Source organism: Amycolatopsis kentuckyensis, assembly GCF_041679295.1.
Lineage (GTDB): Bacteria > Actinomycetota > Actinomycetes > Mycobacteriales > Pseudonocardiaceae > Amycolatopsis > Amycolatopsis kentuckyensis_A.
Map to the genome: position 1 here is coordinate 153,897 of NZ_JBGDMD010000005.1, position 15,934 is coordinate 169,830.

General features: G+C 71.6%; 13 protein-coding genes. 10 read left to right on the plus strand and 3 right to left on the minus strand.

All coding sequences use genetic code 11. The features are described from left to right. The first annotated feature begins 10 nt into the window (after positions 1–10). The 9 genes from ACERZO_RS21730 to ACERZO_RS21770 all read left to right on the plus strand — a co-directional run bounded on the left by ACERZO_RS21730 (position 11) and on the right by ACERZO_RS21770 (position 11,654). Entirely contained in the window at positions 11–1,132 is a 1,122-nt protein-coding gene (locus ACERZO_RS21730; protein ID WP_372666557.1) for an inositol-3-phosphate synthase, read from the plus strand. Continuing rightward, positions 1,129–1,956, plus strand: a complete 828-nt coding sequence (locus tag ACERZO_RS21735) for an SCO3242 family prenyltransferase (RefSeq protein WP_372667203.1) — start codon at positions 1,129–1,131, stop codon at positions 1,954–1,956. The genes ACERZO_RS21730 and ACERZO_RS21735 overlap by 4 nt, the downstream gene beginning before the upstream one ends. Beyond that, on the plus strand, positions 1,953–2,774 hold the full coding sequence (locus ACERZO_RS21740) for a sugar phosphate isomerase/epimerase family protein (RefSeq protein ID WP_372666558.1): 822 nt from the start codon (positions 1,953–1,955) through the stop codon (positions 2,772–2,774). Before ACERZO_RS21735 ends, ACERZO_RS21740 begins: the two co-directional genes overlap by 4 nt. Further along, entirely contained in the window at positions 2,771–3,316 is a 546-nt protein-coding gene (locus ACERZO_RS21745) for an EboA domain-containing protein (RefSeq protein ID WP_372666559.1), read from the plus strand. The genes ACERZO_RS21740 and ACERZO_RS21745 overlap by 4 nt, the downstream gene beginning before the upstream one ends. Next, positions 3,316–4,167 carry a TatD family hydrolase gene (locus tag ACERZO_RS21750; RefSeq protein WP_372666560.1) on the plus strand — a complete coding sequence of 284 codons (852 nt, stop codon included), beginning with the start codon at positions 3,316–3,318 and terminating at the stop codon, positions 4,165–4,167. Before ACERZO_RS21745 ends, ACERZO_RS21750 begins: the two co-directional genes overlap by 1 nt. Next, positions 4,164–5,291, plus strand: coding sequence for a metabolite traffic protein EboE (eboE, locus tag ACERZO_RS21755; RefSeq protein WP_372666561.1), 1,128 nt, complete (start codon positions 4,164–4,166; stop codon positions 5,289–5,291). The genes ACERZO_RS21750 and eboE overlap by 4 nt, the downstream gene beginning before the upstream one ends. Then, a complete protein-coding gene (locus ACERZO_RS21760; RefSeq protein WP_372666562.1) occupies positions 5,288–6,655 on the plus strand; it encodes a nucleotide pyrophosphatase/phosphodiesterase family protein in 1,368 nt (455 codons plus the stop codon). Before eboE ends, ACERZO_RS21760 begins: the two co-directional genes overlap by 4 nt. Before the next feature lie 21 nt (positions 6,656–6,676). Then, entirely contained in the window at positions 6,677–7,678 is a 1,002-nt protein-coding gene (locus ACERZO_RS21765) for a sugar phosphate isomerase/epimerase family protein (protein WP_372666563.1), read from the plus strand. A gap of 103 nt (positions 7,679–7,781) precedes the next feature. Then, entirely contained in the window at positions 7,782–11,654 is a 3,873-nt protein-coding gene (locus ACERZO_RS21770; RefSeq protein ID WP_372666564.1) for a carbohydrate-binding protein, read from the plus strand. 43 nt (positions 11,655–11,697) lie between these two features. On the opposite strand, the gene ACERZO_RS21775 is transcribed toward ACERZO_RS21770, so the two are convergent. Further along, positions 11,698–12,087, minus strand: coding sequence for a VOC family protein (locus ACERZO_RS21775; RefSeq protein WP_372666565.1), 390 nt, complete (start codon positions 12,085–12,087; stop codon positions 11,698–11,700). Positions 12,088–12,103: 16 nt separating this feature from the next. After that, positions 12,104–13,252, minus strand: a complete 1,149-nt coding sequence (xylA, locus tag ACERZO_RS21780; protein ID WP_372666566.1) for a xylose isomerase — start codon at positions 13,250–13,252, stop codon at positions 12,104–12,106. A gap of 97 nt (positions 13,253–13,349) precedes the next feature. Here xylA and ACERZO_RS21785 point away from each other — a divergent pair, with 97 nt between their 5' ends. Further along, entirely contained in the window at positions 13,350–14,513 is a 1,164-nt protein-coding gene (locus ACERZO_RS21785) for an ROK family protein (RefSeq protein WP_372666567.1), read from the plus strand. Here the strand turns inward: ACERZO_RS21785 and ACERZO_RS21790 are convergent. Further along, positions 14,501–15,898 (minus strand): discoidin domain-containing protein, encoded by a 1,398-nt coding sequence (locus ACERZO_RS21790; protein WP_372666568.1) that lies wholly within the window; start codon positions 15,896–15,898, stop codon positions 14,501–14,503. The genes ACERZO_RS21785 and ACERZO_RS21790 overlap by 13 nt on opposite strands. Positions 15,899–15,934 lie beyond the last annotated feature (36 nt).

Genomic DNA, 15,934 nt, shown 5'->3' on the forward strand with positions numbered 1-15,934 from the left:
TGGAGGAAGCATGGGGAAGATCGGTGTCTGGCTGATCGGGGCCCGCGGATCGGTGGCCACGACGGCCGTCGCCGGGGCGGCCGCGATGCGGGCGGGACTCGCCGCGCGCACCGGGTGCGTGACCGAGTCGCCGGACTTCGCGGGGGCCGAGCTGCCCGGGCTGGGGGACCTGGTCTTCGGGGGGCACGACGTCGTCGACACGCCGCTGGTCAAGCGGGCCGAGCAGCTGGTCGCGGCGGGCGTGCTGCCGGCGACGCTGCCGGGCCCGGTCGCGGCCGACCTGGAGGCCGCCGAGGCGCGGCTGCGCCCCGCACCCGACGGCGGAGGCCGCGCGGCGATCGACCGGGTCGTCACCGACCTCACGGCGTTCCGCGAGGGCCTCGACCACGTGGTCGTCGTCAACGTCTCCTCCACCGAGCCGCCCTGCGCGCCGCACCCGGCCCACGCCTCGCTGACCGCTCTCGAAGCCGCGCTCGACGCGGGGGAGGACGTGCTCCCCGCGAGCGCGCTCTACGCCTACGCCGCGTTCCGCGCCGGTTGTGGCTTTGTCGACTTCACCCCCTCCACGGGCGCGCGGCTGCCCGCGCTCGACGAACTCGCCCGCGCGACCGGGCTGCCGTACGCGGGCCGCGACGGCAAGACCGGCGAGACGCTGCTGCGAGCGGTCCTCGCACCGATGTTCGCCCAGCGCGCGCTGAACGTCCTGGCCTGGTCGGGCACCAACCTGCTCGGCGGCGGCGACGGCGCCACGCTCGCCGACCCCGGCGCGGCGGCCAGCAAGAACGCGTCGAAGCAGCAGGTGCTGGAGAAGAACCTCGGGCACCCGGTCGACGGCGAGGTCCACATCGACAACGTCCCGGCCCTCGGCGACTGGAAGACCGCCTGGGACCACGTGCTCTTCGAAGGTTTTCTCGGCACGCGCATGACCTTGCAGCTGACCTGGCAGGGCTGCGACTCCGCGCTCGCCGCGCCCCTGGTGCTCGACCTCGCCCGGCTGACCGGCAAGGCCTGCCGCGACGGCGTCGCCGGGCCGGTGGCCGAGTTCGGGTTCTTCTTCAAGGACCCCGTCGGCGACGGCGCGCACGACCTCGCGTCGCAGTACGCCGCGCTGCGTGAGTGGGCGAACCGGTGAAGGCGCTCGTCGAACTCGTCCGCGCGCCTGCCGCGCTGACCGTGCCCGGGGACGCCGTCGCCGGAGCCGCCGCTTCGGGGTGGCCGTTCGGTCGCCGCACGCTGGCCCTGACCGGCGCGTCCGTCTGCCTCTACTGGGCGGGCATGGCGCTCAACGACTACGCCGACCGCCACCTCGACGCGATGGAACGGCCCGAGCGGCCGATCCCGTCGGGCCGCGTTTCGCCGGGCACCGCGCTCGGCGTCGCGACCGGGCTGACCGCGGGCGGGCTCGGCATCGCCGCGGCCGCCGGCGGGAAGCGGGCCCTGCGCGTCGCCCTGCCGCTGGCCGCGACCGTCTGGGCGTACGACTTCGTGCTCAAGGAGACCGTGTTCGGGCCGGCCGCGATGGCCGCGACCCGGACGCTCGACGTCCTGCTCGGCGGCGGTGGAGCCCGGGCGGCGTTGCCCGCGGCGCTGACCGTCGGGGCGCACACCTACGCCGTGACGACGTTGTCGAGGTCCGAAGTGGACGGTGCGAAGCCCGCGCTGCCGGCGGCCACCCTCGCCGCCACGGCCGGCGTGCGCGTCGCCGCGGGCCGCGTCGGCCCGCTGGCCTCGGCGCTGCTCGGGACCTACGCGGTGACGACCGGACGGGCGCAGTACGACGCCGTCCGCGACCCGGCCGCGCCGAAGATCCGCCGCGCGGTCGGCGCCGGGATCCACGGCATGATCCCGCTGCAGGCCGGGCTGATCGCGCGGACCGGGGCGTGGCGCTCGGCGCTGGCCGTCGCCGCCGCGTTCCCGATCGCGCGGGCGCTGAGCCGGAAGGTGTCGCCGACATGAGGTTCGGGTACGGCACCAACGGCTTCGCCAACCACCGCCTCGGCGACGCCCTGCACGTCCTGGCCGACCTGGGCTACGACGGCGTCGCGCTGACGCTCGACCACCAGCACCTCGACCCGTTCGGACCGGACCTCGCGAGCCGCGTCGCGTCCCTGGCCGCCGAGCTGGACCGGCTCGGGCTGGCCGTCGTGATCGAGACCGGCGCGCGGTTCCTGCTGGACCCGTGGCGCAAGCACTCGCCGACGTTCCTCGACCCCGACCGCGCGCGCCGCGTCGAGTTCCTGACCCGGGCCGTCGAGATCGCCGCGGACCTGGGCGCGGAGGCGGTGTCGTTCTGGAGCGGGAACAAGCCCGCCGATCTGTCTATCGAGGACGCTTGGGCGCACCTCGTCGACGGGTGCGCCGAGGTGCTCAAGGCCGCCGACGAGCACGACGTCAAGCTCGGCTTCGAGCCGGAGCCCGGGATGCTCGTCGAGGACCTGGACGGCTACTTCGAACTCTTGCGCAGGCTCGGTGATCCGGAGCGGTTCGGGCTGACGCTGGACATCGGGCACTGCCGGTGCAACGAGTCCGCGTCCGTGCCCGACTGCGTCCGCCGCGCCCTGCCGCGGCTGGTGAACGTCCAGATCGACGACATGCGCCGCGGCACGCACGAGCACCTCGAATTCGGGACGGGTGAGATCGACTTCCCGCCGGTGCTGGCGGCGCTGTCGCCGTACTCCGGGCTCGTCGCGGTGGAACTGCCGCGGGACAGCCACGCCGCCCCGCGGATCGCCCGCGAGTCCCTCGACTTCCTGCGGAAGGCGGTGACGGCGTGAACGCCTGGCTCGACGAAGCCCTGACGAAGGTCGCGACCGACGCGACCGCGCTGCGCACAGTGTTCCCGGGAGTCGGCCGCCGGGTCGGCCGGGGCCCGTCGGACACCCCGGGGTGGACGGTCGACGACGTGGCCCGCGTGGAGCTGCTCAAGGCGGCTCCCGGGGCCGCCGCGGAGATGCCCGACCTCTACCGCTACGGCGACGCCGCGGAGAAGCGGGCCGTCCTGCGTGGACTGTCCGTTGTGGACATCGGGGACGCCGGACTGGACCTGGTCGCGGACGCCCTCCGCACCAACGACACCCGGCTCGTCACCGCCGCGATGGGGGAGTACGCCGCCGAGCACCTCGACGACGCCGCGTACCGCCACGGCGTCCTCAAGTGCGTCTTCATGGGCATCCCCCTCGCCGAAGTCGCCGGGCTCGACCGCCGGACCGACGACGAACTGCTGCGCATGATGCGGTCCTTCGCCGCCGAGCGCACCGCCGCGGGCCGCGACGTCCCCGCCGACCTCCGTCCGCTGCTGAACGAACAGGACGCCTGATGCGCATCTTCGACCCGCACATCCACATGAGCTCCCGGACCACCGACGACTACGCGGCCATGCACGCCGCCGGCGTCCGCGCGCTCGTCGAACCCGCGTTCTGGCTGGGCCAGCCCCGCACGAACGTCGGCAGCTTCACCGACTACTTCGACGCGCTCGTCGGCTGGGAGCCGTTCCGCGCGAGCCAGTACGGCATCGCCCACCACTGCACGATCGCGCTGAACCCCAAGGAAGCCAACGATCCGCGCTGCGCGCCGGTGCTCGACCTCCTGCCGCGCTACCTGGAGAAGGACGGCGTGGTCGCGGTCGGTGAGATCGGCTACGACTCGATGACCGCCGAGGAGGACAAGGCGTTCGCGGCGCAGCTGGCGCTGGCGATCGACCACGACCTGCCGGCGATGGTGCACACCCCGCACCGCGACAAGGCCGCCGGCACCGAGCGCAGCATCGCCGTCGTCCGCGAGTCCGGCATCGCGCCCGGGCGCGTGGTGCTCGACCACCTCAACGAGGTGACCGTCGGCATGGTCAAGGAGTCCGGCTGCTGGATGGGGTTTTCGATCTACCCGGACACCAAAATGGACGAAGAGCGGATGGTGGCGATCCTTCGTGAACACGGCACGGAACGGGTGCTGGTGAACTCGGCCGCGGACTGGGGCAAGAGCGACCCGCTCAAGACCCGCAAGACCGGCGACGCGATGCTGGCCGCCGGGTTCACCGAGGACGACGTCGACCGGGTGCTGTGGCGCAACCCCGTCGAGTTCTACGGCCAGAGCGGGCGGCTGTCGCTGGACGAGACGGCCCCGGAAGCCGAGTTCGCGGGCAACTCGATCCTGCGGGGTGCGCGCAAGTGAGGTTCCGGCACCGCGACGGCACACTCGTCCACCTCGCCTACTGCACCAACGTGCACCAGGCCGAGGACCTCGACGGCGTGCTCGCCCAGCTGGCCCGCTTCGGCGAGCCGGTGCGGGAACGCCTGGGCGTCGACCGGCTGGGGCTCGGCCTGTGGCTGGCCCGGCCGGTGGCCGCCGAGCTGACCGCCGACCCGGGGGCCGTCGGCAAGCTGCGTGCCGAGCTGGCCGCGCGCGGCCTCGAAGTCGTCACGCTCAACGGGTTCCCGTACCAGGGGTTCCACGACCCGGTCGTCAAGCACAAGGTGTACCGGCCGGACTGGTCGACGCCGGAGCGGACCGCCTACACCCTCGACCTGGCCCGGCTGCTCGCCGAGCTGCTGCCGGACGACGCCGTGCGCGGCAGCGTCTCGACGTTGCCGCTCGGCTGGCGCACCGAATGGCGGGACGACCGCGGCCAGCTCGGCCTGCTCGCCGAGGGGCTGGCGAAGGCCGGCCGTCCGGTGCGGGTCGCGTTCGAACCGGAACCCGGGTGCGTCATCGAGACCACCGCGCAGGCGGCGGCTCTGCTGTCCGATGTGGACAAGGAGTGGCTGGGCGTCTGCCTCGACACGTGCCACCTCGCGGTCGGGTTCGAGGACCCGGCGGCCGCGCTGGGCCGGCTCGAGGCGGCCGGGCTCGACATCGTCAAGCTGCAGGCGTCCGCGGCCTTGGAAGCGGCCGCGCCGAACGACCCGGCGACGCGGAGGGCGCTGGAGTCCTTTGTGGAACCCCGGTTCCTGCACCAGAGCAACGAAGGCGCGCCACCGGGCGCCGACGACCTCGATGAAGCGCTGGCCGGCGGGCTGCCGGGCGAGGCGCCGTGGCGCGTGCACTTCCACGTGCCGCTGCACGCCGACCCGGCGCCGCCGCTGACGTCGACGCGTCCGGTGCTGGCCGGCACCCTCGCCGAGCTGTTCGGCGGGGCGGCCGCGCGCACCGACCACGTCGAGGTCGAAACCTACACCTGGCAGGTGCTCCCGGACACACCCGCCGACGACGCCGGGCTGGTCGCGGGCATCGCGGCCGAGCTGGACTGGACCCGGCGTTCCCTGATCGTACTAGGCTTGGAAGAGGTTTCCGCATGAGTTTGCTCGTCCTCGACGTCGTCGGGCTGACACCCCGGCTGCTGCCGCACATGCCGAACCTGCGCAAGATGGCCGAACCCGGCTTCACCGCGCAGCTCGACACCGTGTTCCCCGCCGTCACGTGCTCGGTGCAGTCGACGTTCCTCACCGGCCTGCAGCCGGCCGAACACGGGATCGTCGGCAACGGCTGGTACTTCCGAGACCTCGGCGAGATCTTCCTCTGGCGCCAGCACAACAAGCTCGTGCAGGGCGACAAGTTCTGGGACGCCGCCCGCCGCGCGCAGGCCGGCCACAAGGTCGCCAACGTCTGCTGGTGGTACGCGATGGGCATGGACGTCGACCTGACGGTGACCCCGCGGCCGATCTACCACGCCGACGGCAAGAAGTCCCCGGACGCCTACACCCACCCGCCGCAGCTGCACGACCGCCTGGTCGGGGCGCTCGGCGAGTTCCCGCTGTTCACCTACTGGGGCCCGACGGCCGCGATCACGTCGTCGAAGTGGATCATCGCCGCGGCGCAGAAGATCATGGCGGAGGACAAGCCCGACACCACGCTCGTCTACATCCCGCACCTGGACTACGACCTGCAGCGCTTCGGCCCGGACGCGCCCCAGGCCGCGGCGGCCGCGCGCGAGATCGACACGGCGTTGAAGCCGTTGCTGGACTTCGCGGCCGCGGGCGGGCACACCGTCGTCGCGCTCTCGGAGTACGGCATCACGAACGCGAGCCGCCCGGTCGACATCAACCGGGCGCTGCGCCGCGAGGGCCTGCTCAACGTGTACGTCCAGGCCGGCATGGAGTACCTCGACCCGTGGACGTCCCGGGCGTTCGCGGTGGCCGACCACCAGGTCGCGCACGTCTACGTCGCCGACCCGGCCGACATCCCGCGCGTGCGGGACATCGTCGCCGGGCTGTCCGGAGTGGACGTCGTGCTGGATCGCGAGGGCCAGGCGGGGATCGGGATCGACCACGAGCGCGCCGGCGAGCTCGTCGCGATCGCCGAGCCGGACGCCTGGTTCACCTACTACTACTGGCTGAGCGACGACCGCGCGCCGGACTTCGCGAAGACCGTCGAGATCCACCGCAAGCCCGGCTACGACCCGGCCGAGCTGTTCTTCGACCCGAACGACCCGGCGGTGAAGCTGAAGGCGGCGTCGGCGCTGGCGCGCAAGAAGCTCGGCCTGCGGTACTCGATGCAGGTCGTCCCGCTCGACCCGGCGCCGGTTCGCGGGAGCCACGGGCGGCTGCCCGACGCGCCCGAGGACGGGCCCGTGCTGCTCTGCTCGGACCCCTCGCTCGCGCGCGAAAAGATCCACGCCACCGAAGTCAAGGATCTGCTGCTCACGGCTATCCGCACCGAGTAGGACGCACCCTGGAGGTCAGACATGGCACGACCGTTGACGTTGTTCACCGGGCAGTGGGCCGATCTGCCGTTCGAGGAGGTGTGCGAGCTGGCGAGCGGCTGGGGCTACGAAGGCCTCGAGATCGCTTGCTGGGGCGACCACTTCGAAGTCGACCGGGCGGTGGCCGAAGACTCCTACGTCCCGGCGAAGCTGGCGACGCTGGCCAAGTACGACCTCAAGGTGTGGGCCATCTCGAACCACCTGGTGGGCCAGGCCGTCTGCGACCACCCGATCGACGAGCGGCACGAAGCCATCCTGCCCGCGCGGATCTGGGGCGACGGCGAACCCGAAGGCGTCCGGCAGCGGGCGGCGGCCGAGATGCAGGCCACCGCCCGCGCCGCGGCGAAGCTCGGGGTGTCCACAGTGGTCGGTTTCACCGGCTCGTCGATCTGGCACACGGTGGCGATGTTCCCGCCGGTGCCGCCGTCGATGATCGAGCGCGGGTACGCCGACTTCGCGACGCGGTGGAACCCGATCCTGGACGTCTTCGACGAAGTCGGCGTCCGGTTCGCCCACGAAGTCCACCCGAGCGAGATCGCTTACGACTACTGGAGCACCGTCCGGACGCTGGAGGCGATCGGCCACCGCGAGGCGTTCGGGCTCAACTTCGACCCGTCGCACTTCGTCTGGCAGGACCTCGACCCGGCCGGGTTCCTGTGGGACTTCAAGGACCGCATCTACCACGTCGACTGCAAGGAGGCCCGCAAGCAGCTCAACGGCCGCAACGGGCGGATGGGTTCGCACCTGCCGTGGGCGGATCCCCGCCGCGGCTGGGACTTCGTCTCGACCGGCCACGGCGACGTCCCCTGGGAGGACGTCTTCCGCATGCTCAACGCCATCGGCTACGACGGCCCGATCTCCATCGAGTGGGAGGACGCGGGCATGGACCGGCTCATCGGTGCGCCGGAAGCGCTGGAGTTCGTCCGCAAGCTCAACTTCACCCCACCCACGGCGGCCTTCGACGCCGCGTTCTCCTCGAAGTAACGCTTCTGTTCAACGGGTGACCGCCAGCCCCGTCGGAAGGTGATCGAAACCGGCTTCGCGCCACACCGGGGCGAAGCACGCTCAAAATCAGGAAGGATCCCGCATGTCTCCGTCCCCACCGAAGTGGGCGAGGCTGTTCGGCACCGCGCTCCTGGGCGCCGGCCTCCTGCTCACCGTCGACACCCCGGCCCGCGCGGACATCCCGCCCGCGGACTACCAGCAGGTCGCCCTCGCCACCGGCGCGGCCGAAGTGGGCGGCGAGGCGATGTCGCTCGCCGTGCTGCCGGACCGCTCGGTCGTGCACACCTCCCGCGACGGCACCGTCCGCGTCACCACCGCGGCCGGCGCGACGTCGATCGCGGGCAGGCTGAACGTCTACACCCACGACGAGGAAGGCCTCCAAGGCGTCGCCGCCGACCCCGGGTTCGCGACCAACCGGTTCGTCTGGCTGTACTACTCGCCGCGGCTGTCCACACCGGACGGTGACGCACCGACGGAGGGCACCGAGGCGGACTTCGCACCCTTCAAAGGCGAGCTGCACCTGTCGCGGTTCGTGCTGAAGACCGACAACACCCTCGACCTGGCCAGCGAGAAGGTCGTGCTGAAGGTCGCCAACGACCGCGGCCAGTGCTGCCACGTCGGCGGGGACATCGACTTCGACGCCGCCGGCAACCTGTACCTGACCACCGGCGACGACACCAACCCGTTCTCCTCCGACAGCTACTCGCCGATCGACGAACGGACCGACCGCAACCCGCAGTTCGACGCGCAACGCTCGTCCGGCAACACGAACGACCTGCGCGGCAAGCTGCTGCGGATCCACCCGCAGGCCGACGGGACGTACACGATCCCCTCGGGGAACCTCTTCGCGCCGGGCACCGCGAACACGCGGGCGGAGATCTACGCGATGGGCTTCCGCAACCCGTTCCGGATGAGTGTCGACAAGCCGACCGGTGTCGTCTACCTCGGCGACTACGGCCCGGACGCGGGCACGACCGACCCGAACCGCGGGCCGCAGGGGCAGGTCGAGTTCGACCGGATCACCGGGCCGGGCAACTTCGGCTGGCCGTACTGCACCGGCTCGAACACGACGACCGAGACGTACAACCACTACACGTTCCCGAGCGGACCTTCGGGCGCGAAGTACGACTGCGCCGGCGGGCCGACGAACTCCTCGTTCCGCAACACCGGCCTCGCCAAGCTGCCGGTGCCGAAGCCCGCGTGGATCAAGTACGCGGGCGACGAGGGCTCGCCGCCGGAGTTCGGCAGCGGCTCGGAGTCGCCGATGGGCGGGCCGGTCTACCGGTACGACGCCGCTTCGACGTCGACGGTCAAGTTCCCGCAGTCGTTGGACGGCAAGTACTTCGCGGGGGAGTACGGGCGCAAGTGGATCAAGGCGGTGACCGTCAACGGCGACGGCACCCGCGGCCCGATCGAGGACTTCCCGTGGTCCGGCACCCAGGTGATGGACATGGCGTTCGGCCCGGACGGCGCCCTCTACGTCCTCGACTACGGCACCGGCAGCGACAACCAGGCGCTGTACCGGATCGAGTACCTGGCGGGCACCAACCGCAACCCGGTCGCGAAGGCCGCGTCCGACAAGACGTCCGGACCGAACCCCTTGACGGTGAACTTCTCCTCCGCGGGGAGCAGCGATCCCGAAGGCGGGGCGCTGAGCTACCGCTGGGACTTCGGCGACGGCTCCTCGTCGACGTCGGCGAACCCGGCGCACACCTACACGACCAACGGCACGTACTCACCGACGTTGACGGTTTCCGATCCGGAGGGGCTGACCGGCACCGCGAGCCTGGTGGTGACGGTCGGGAACACGGCCCCGTCCGTCACGCTGGGCTCCCCGATCGACGGGCAGCTGTTCTCCTTCGGTGACACCGTGCCCTTCCAGGTGACCGGCAGCGATCCGGAGGACGGACCGCTGGACTGCTCGAAGGTCAAGGTCACCTACCTCCTCGGCCACGACAGCCACGAGCACCAGATCACGCAGGCGACCGGGTGCAGCGGCTCGATCGCGGTCCCGGTCGACGGTGAGCACGACGCCGCGGCCAACATCTACGGCGTCTTCGACGCGCAGTACACGGACAAGGGCGGGCTGACCTCGCACAGCGTGCGCAAGCTGCAACCGCGCCACCGCCAGGCCGAGCACTTCGCGGCACAGTCCGGCATCCAGCTCGCCGACCACGGCGCGGCGGAGGGCGGCCGGACGGTCGGCTACACCGACAACGGCGACTGGATCTCGTTCACGCCGTACGCGCTGGGCAACGCCACGTCGATCAGCGCGCGCGTGTCTTCGGGCGGCCCGGGCGGGACCCTCGAGGTGCGGGCGGGCTCGCCGACCGGCACGCTGCTCGGTTCGGCGGCCGTGGCGAACACCGGGGACTGGGACACGTTCCAGACCGTCACGGCGAACCTGGCGAACCGGCCGGCCGGCACGACGGCGCTGTACCTGGTGTTCACGGGCGTCACCGGGCAGGGGAACCTGTTCGACCTGGACGCGTTCACGTTCACGACCGCGGCCGCGGCGATCGAGGGCGAGTCGTTCACGTCCGGCTCCGGCGTGCAGGTCGCGCCGCACGCCGCGGCGAGCGGCGGCAACACCCTCGGGTACATCGAAAACGGCGACTGGGCCGGCTACGCGTCGGTCAGCACCGTGGGCGCGCGGACCTTCACCGCGCGGATCTCGTCGGCCGGCGCGGGCGGGACGATCGAAGTCCGGTCCGGTTCGGCGACCGGGACGCTCCTGGGGTCGGTGGCCGTGCCGTCGACCGGGGACTGGGAGACGTTCCAGAACGTGACGACGTCGGTGTCGGGTGGTTCGGGCCCGCTGTTCCTGGTGTTCCGCGGCGGTTCCGGTTCCCTGTTCGACGTCGATTCCTTTACGCTGAGCGGTATGCCGACCCAGGTGGACCCGTCGTACGACGTGCTGGTGTTCTCCAAGACGGCGGGCTTCCGCCACGATTCGATCCCGGCGGGCATCCAGGCTCTTCGCGAGCTGGGTGCGGCGAACGGCTTCACCGTGACGGCGACCGAGGACGCGTCGGTGTTCACCGCCGCGTCGCTGGGTTCCTACGAAGCGGTGGTGTTCCTGTCGACCACGGGTGACGTCCTGGACGCGACGCAGCAGGCGGCGTTCGAGTCCTATGTGGAGGGTGGTGGAGGCTACCTGGGCATCCACGCGGCGGCCGACACGGAGTACGACTGGCCGTGGTACGGGCAGCTCGTCGGGGCGTACTTCAAGAGCCACCCGGCGATCCAGCAGGCCCGGTTCGTGACGGAGGACGCCACCCATCCCGCGACCGCGAACCTGCCGGCGGTGTGGACGCGCACGGACGAGCTGTACAACTACCGCACGAACCCGCGCGGCAGCGTCCACGTGCTCCAGACGCTGGACGAGGCCAGCTACACGGGCGGGGAGATGGGTGCCGACCACCCGATCGCGTGGTGCCACCCGCAGGGCAGCGGCCGGGCGTTCTACACCGGTCTGGGCCACACGATCGAGTCGTACTCGGACGCGGTGTTCCGCACTTCGCTCCTGGGCGCGGTCCGGTACGCCGCGGGAGTGGCCCCGGCTTCGTGCACAGCGTCCTCGTCCACAGTGGAGGGTGAGTCGTTCACGTCGGGTTCGGGTGTGCAGGTTGCACCGCACGCCCCGGCAAGCGGCGGGAACACCCTCGGTTACATCGAGAACGGTGACTGGGCCGGGTACGCCTCGGTCAGCACGGCGGGGATTTCGCGGTTCAGCGCGGTGGTGTCGTCGGCCGGAGCGGGCGGCACGATCGAGATCCGCGACGGCTCCGCCACCGGCGCGTTGCTGGGCACGGTGACGGTGCCGAACACGGGGAGCTGGGAGACCTTCCAGACGGTGACGGCAACCGTTTCACCCGGCTCGGGTCCGCTCCACCTGGTGTTCCGGGGCGGCGCGGGATCGTTGTTCGACATCGACACCCTGACGGTGTCGTAAGGACAGAGAAGGGCCGCCGTGCGGACACGGCGGCCCTTCTCCGTCACCGGACCACTTCGGCGATCCCGAGCATGTTGCCCTCGCTGTCGCGGAACCACGCGGCGCGTTCGCCGCGGCCCTTGCTCGGGTAGTTGCCGCGGATGTCCATGATCCCGTTCACGCAGCCGTCGTACTCCTCGAACACCACTCCGCGCGCCCGCAGCCCGGCGACCGTCGCCTCGATGTCGTCGACGTAGAAGCCCAGCTGCGTGAACGAACCATCGGACGCGCCGGCCGAGGCGAACAGGCAGAAGACACCGGACGCGCCTTCGTAACGCAAGCCGCCTTCGCGCTCTTCGGCCGCTTCGAGGCCGAGCTTTTCCGAGTACCACCGGCGCGCCCGGGCGAGGTCCTGGGTGGGGATGCGGGCTTCGAACTTCGCGTCGCTCAGCATCCCCCCAGGCTAGCCGTCAGCGGACGCCGAGCAGGTGCTCCAGCGCCAGCTGGTTCAGCCGGGTGAAGTGGTACCCGCGCTGGGCCGCCACGTCCGGGTCGAAGTCGTCGTTCAGGACGTCGTCGAACGACTCGCCCGGGGCCAGCGTCGGGGTCGAGAGGTCCGGGACGCGGGACGCGGCGAGGGCTTCGACGACCTCCGGGTCGGCCCGGAACGCCGCCGACTTCTCCTTCAGGATCAGGTAAGTGCGCATGTTCGCCGCCGCCGAGACCCACACGTCCGACGGGTCCTCCGTGCGCAGCGGCTTGTAGTCGAAGTGGCGCGGACCCTCGTAGCCGCCGTTCTCCAGCAGGTCGACCAGGAAGAACGCGCTCTTCGTGTCGCCGTGGCCGAAGATCAGGTCCTGGTCGTACTTCGGGCCGTGCTGGCCGTTGAGGTCGATGTGGAACAGCTTGCCCTGCCACAGCGCCTGCGAGATGCCGTGCACGAAGTTGAGGCCGGCCATCTGCTCGTGCCCGACCTCCGGGTTCAGCCCGAACATCTCCGGCCGCGCGAGCTGGGAGATGAAGCCCAGCGCGTGCCCGATCGTCGGCAGCAGGATGTCGCCGCGCGGCTCGTTCGGCTTCGGCTCGAGCGCGAACCGCAGCGAGTAGCCCTTCTCCACGACGTAGTCCGCGAGGAGGTCGAGGCCCTCCTTGTAGCGGTCGAGCGCCGCGCGGACGTCCTTCGCGGCGTCGGACTCGGCGCCTTCGCGGCCGCCCCACACGACGTACGTCTCGGCGCCCAGCTCGGCGGCGAGGTCGAGGTTGCGGCGCACCTTCCGCAGCGCGTACCGCCGGACGTCGCGGTCGTTGCTGGTCAGGCCGCCGTCCTTGAACACCGGGTGGGTGAACAGGTTGGTCGTCGCCATCGGGACCTTCAGGCCGGTCTCGGCCAGCGCCTTGCGGAACCGCTCGATCGCCTTGTCGCGGTCGGGCTCGGTGGCCAGCAGGTCGTCGTCGTGGAACGTCACGCCGTAGGCGCCCAGCTCCGCGAGCCGGTGCACGCTCTCCACCGGGTCCAGCGGCGGCCGCGTCGCGATCCCGAACGGGTCGTTCGCGGGCCAGCCCACGGTCCAGAGGCCGAAGGTGAACTTGTCGGCCGGCTGGGGAGCGTAGTCGCTCATGACTGTCCCTTCATTTAGTTCACGTTGTAGACTAAATATGCGCCGCGGGGGTCCCGGGCGTCAAGGGGCCGGTTAAAGTGCTCGCAGGAGGGACGCGATGACCCAGGCCGTGCGGCACGACTCGATGCGCGCCCGCAACCTCGAGGTCGTGCTGGGCGCCGTCAGCCGCGGCGGCCCGCTGACCCGCGCCGCGCTCGCCGAGCTGACCGGCCTGACGAAGTCGACGGTGTCCAAGCTCGTCGGTGACCTGGTGGACGCGGGGTTGCTGGCCGAAACCGGGCCGGCCCGCGCGGGCGAACGCGGCCGGCCGGGTGTCGAGGTCGTGCTGAGCGGGGCGCGCGTGGCGTCGTTGGGGCTGGAGATCAACGTCGACTACCTCGCGGTGCGCGTGCTCGACCTCACCGGCGGCGTCCGGTTCGCGGCCCGCCGCGAGCGGGACAACCGCGGGTCGCGGCCGAAGAAGGTCCTCGCCGAGCTCCAGGCACTGGCGACCGACGGCCTGACCGAGGCACACCGGTTCGGGCTGGAGGTGGCGGGCGCGGTGCTGGCGGTGTCCGGCCCGGTCGGCGACGGCGTCCTGTTCAGCGCGCCGAACCTCGGCTGGCAGGACGTCCGCCCGGCCGACCTGCTGCGCCTGCCGATCCCGGTGGAGCTGGACAACGAGGCGAACGTCGCGGCGCTGGGCGAGTTCTGGTACGGCGACGGCGAGCGCGACTTCCTCTACGTGTCGGGGGAGGTGGGCATCGGCGCGGGCCTGGTCGTGAACGGGACGCTGTTCTCCGGCGCCCGTGGGCTGGCCGGCGAGCTGGGCCACGTCGTGGTCGCGCCCCAGGGGCCGCTGTGCCGGTGCGGCGGCAGCGGGTGCTTGGAGACGTTCGCGGGCCAGGAGGCGTTGCTGGCGGCCGGAAACGCGCCGACGCTCCCCGCCTTCCTGGCTGCCCTCGAAGCCGGCGACACAACGGCCCGGCAAGCGTGCGCGGCGGCGGGACAAGCCCTCGGTATCGCCCTGACGTCGGCGGTCAACCTCTTGGACCTGGACCGGATCGTGCTGGGCGGGGTGTTCACGCAGCTGTACCCGTGGCTGTCCGGCCCGGTGTCGGAGGTCCTGACCACCCGCCTCGGCGGCCTGCGCGGCGAGCCGCCGGTGCTGTCGGCGTCACGACTGGGCGGCGACGCCGCGACGCTCGGTGCGGCCGGGCGGGTGGTGCACCGCGTGCTCGCGGATCCGGCGCCCTTCGTGAGCCGGGCTCAGGAGGCGTAGGCCTCCACTTCGGACAGCTGACCGGCGGGCCAGCCGGTGTTGCCGGTGAAGGTCAGGCGCACGTACTGCCGCGCCGCGGCCGGGAGTTGGATCGTCACGGCGTTGCCGTTCGCGGGGTCGAACACGTAACCCGCCGGGCTGCCGCCGTTCACCGAAATGGTCTGCGTCCGGGCGCCCCACGACGGCGGCAGCTTCAGCACCAGCCGGCCCGCGGTGGCGGCCGCGCCGAGGTCCACCGTGACCGTCTGCGGGAACGCGTTGTTCGTGCTTTCCCAGTAGCTCGCGGCGTTCCCGTCGACGGCGTTGCCCGGCGGGTAACCGCCTTGGGAGCCGGTCGCCGACACCGGCCTGCCCTGGGCCAGGTTCACCGAGGCGGGCGGCGGTCCACCGAGCTGGGACGCCCAATACCGCGTCCGGTCCAGATAAGCCGTTTCCGAAGCAGCACCCGAAGTTCCATACGCGCCGGTGAACGTCTCGTACACCGGCGATGGCGGCGACGACCGCGCCGGTTCGATGACCGACCCCTCGTGCCACTCGTTGAACGACGTCACCGAAACCCAGTCCGCGCCCGAGGAAAGCGCGTTCTGCCACTCCCGGTCGTAGGTGGCCCCGTTGTCACGGCCCAGCGTCGGCGTGGTGTTCCCCGGCACGGCCCGGTCGTCGTTGTACCCCGGACCCACCGAAGGCGCCCACACCAGACCGTTCGCCTCGCAGTAAGCACCCGCCTCACGCCAGCCCGGCGCCGTGGCCCCCGCGATCGCGTCGTAGGTGTACATCCCGCCGAAGTGCGCGACCTTGCTCGTGTCCGTCGTCTGCGCCAGCACGATCGCCGACGAACGCACCTGGTCCAACGGGGTCCAGTCCGTGATCCGCAGGCTTTCGAAGACGTAGAACGCGCCGCGCCCGCCCTCGCGGTAGAACGCGGGACTCGACCCGTACCGCCCCAGGATGTAGTTGACGTCGGAGACCGTGGAAGCCGCCGTCCGCCCACTGTAGGGCTCCAGGTGCCACGCGACGCGGATCCCGTGCCGCGCCGCCGCTTCCAGCACGCCGGCCGCCAGACCGTCCTCATAGGACCCCTGGCCCCACCAGCTGTAGACGATCACCCCGGCGCCGGACTGCTCGATCCACCGCATGTGCTGCTCGACCGCGCCGGCGAAGTCGCCGGAGTCGTACGGGCCCAGCACCGGGTAGAAGTTCGCGCCGACGTCGGACGGCGGGGTGTGGCCGCCCTGCACCCAGTGCCGGTAGCCGGTGGCACTGCCGCCGTACCACGGGTAGTAGAACAACTGGGTCCGGGACGACAGCGCGGCCGCGTGCGCGACGCCCGGCAAAGTGGCCGCCAGCAGGAGAAGCGCGGCGAAGAACATCGAAATCCGTCGCATGGGGGACCCCTCGGTGGATGCGGAGTGATCCAGACC

What these genes read in the sequence shown, in the direction of transcription:
- ACERZO_RS21790 (WP_372666568.1), bottom strand. Translation starts at nt 15,898, where the DNA reads ATGCGACGGATTTCGATGTTCTTCGCCGCGCTTCTCCTGCTGGCGGCC.
- xylA (WP_372666566.1), bottom strand. Translation starts at nt 13,252, where the DNA reads ATGAGCGACTACGCTCCCCAGCCGGCCGACAAGTTCACCTTCGGCCTC.
- ACERZO_RS21750 (WP_372666560.1), top strand. Translation starts at nt 3,316, where the DNA reads ATGCGCATCTTCGACCCGCACATCCACATGAGCTCCCGGACCACCGAC.
- ACERZO_RS21765 (WP_372666563.1), top strand. Translation starts at nt 6,677, where the DNA reads ATGGCACGACCGTTGACGTTGTTCACCGGGCAGTGGGCCGATCTGCCG.
- ACERZO_RS21740 (WP_372666558.1), top strand. Translation starts at nt 1,953, where the DNA reads ATGAGGTTCGGGTACGGCACCAACGGCTTCGCCAACCACCGCCTCGGC.
- ACERZO_RS21770 (WP_372666564.1), top strand. Translation starts at nt 7,782, where the DNA reads ATGTCTCCGTCCCCACCGAAGTGGGCGAGGCTGTTCGGCACCGCGCTC.
- ACERZO_RS21785 (WP_372666567.1), top strand. Translation starts at nt 13,350, where the DNA reads ATGACCCAGGCCGTGCGGCACGACTCGATGCGCGCCCGCAACCTCGAG.
- ACERZO_RS21775 (WP_372666565.1), bottom strand. Translation starts at nt 12,087, where the DNA reads ATGCTGAGCGACGCGAAGTTCGAAGCCCGCATCCCCACCCAGGACCTC.
- ACERZO_RS21760 (WP_372666562.1), top strand. Translation starts at nt 5,288, where the DNA reads ATGAGTTTGCTCGTCCTCGACGTCGTCGGGCTGACACCCCGGCTGCTG.
- ACERZO_RS21730 (WP_372666557.1), top strand. Translation starts at nt 11, where the DNA reads ATGGGGAAGATCGGTGTCTGGCTGATCGGGGCCCGCGGATCGGTGGCC.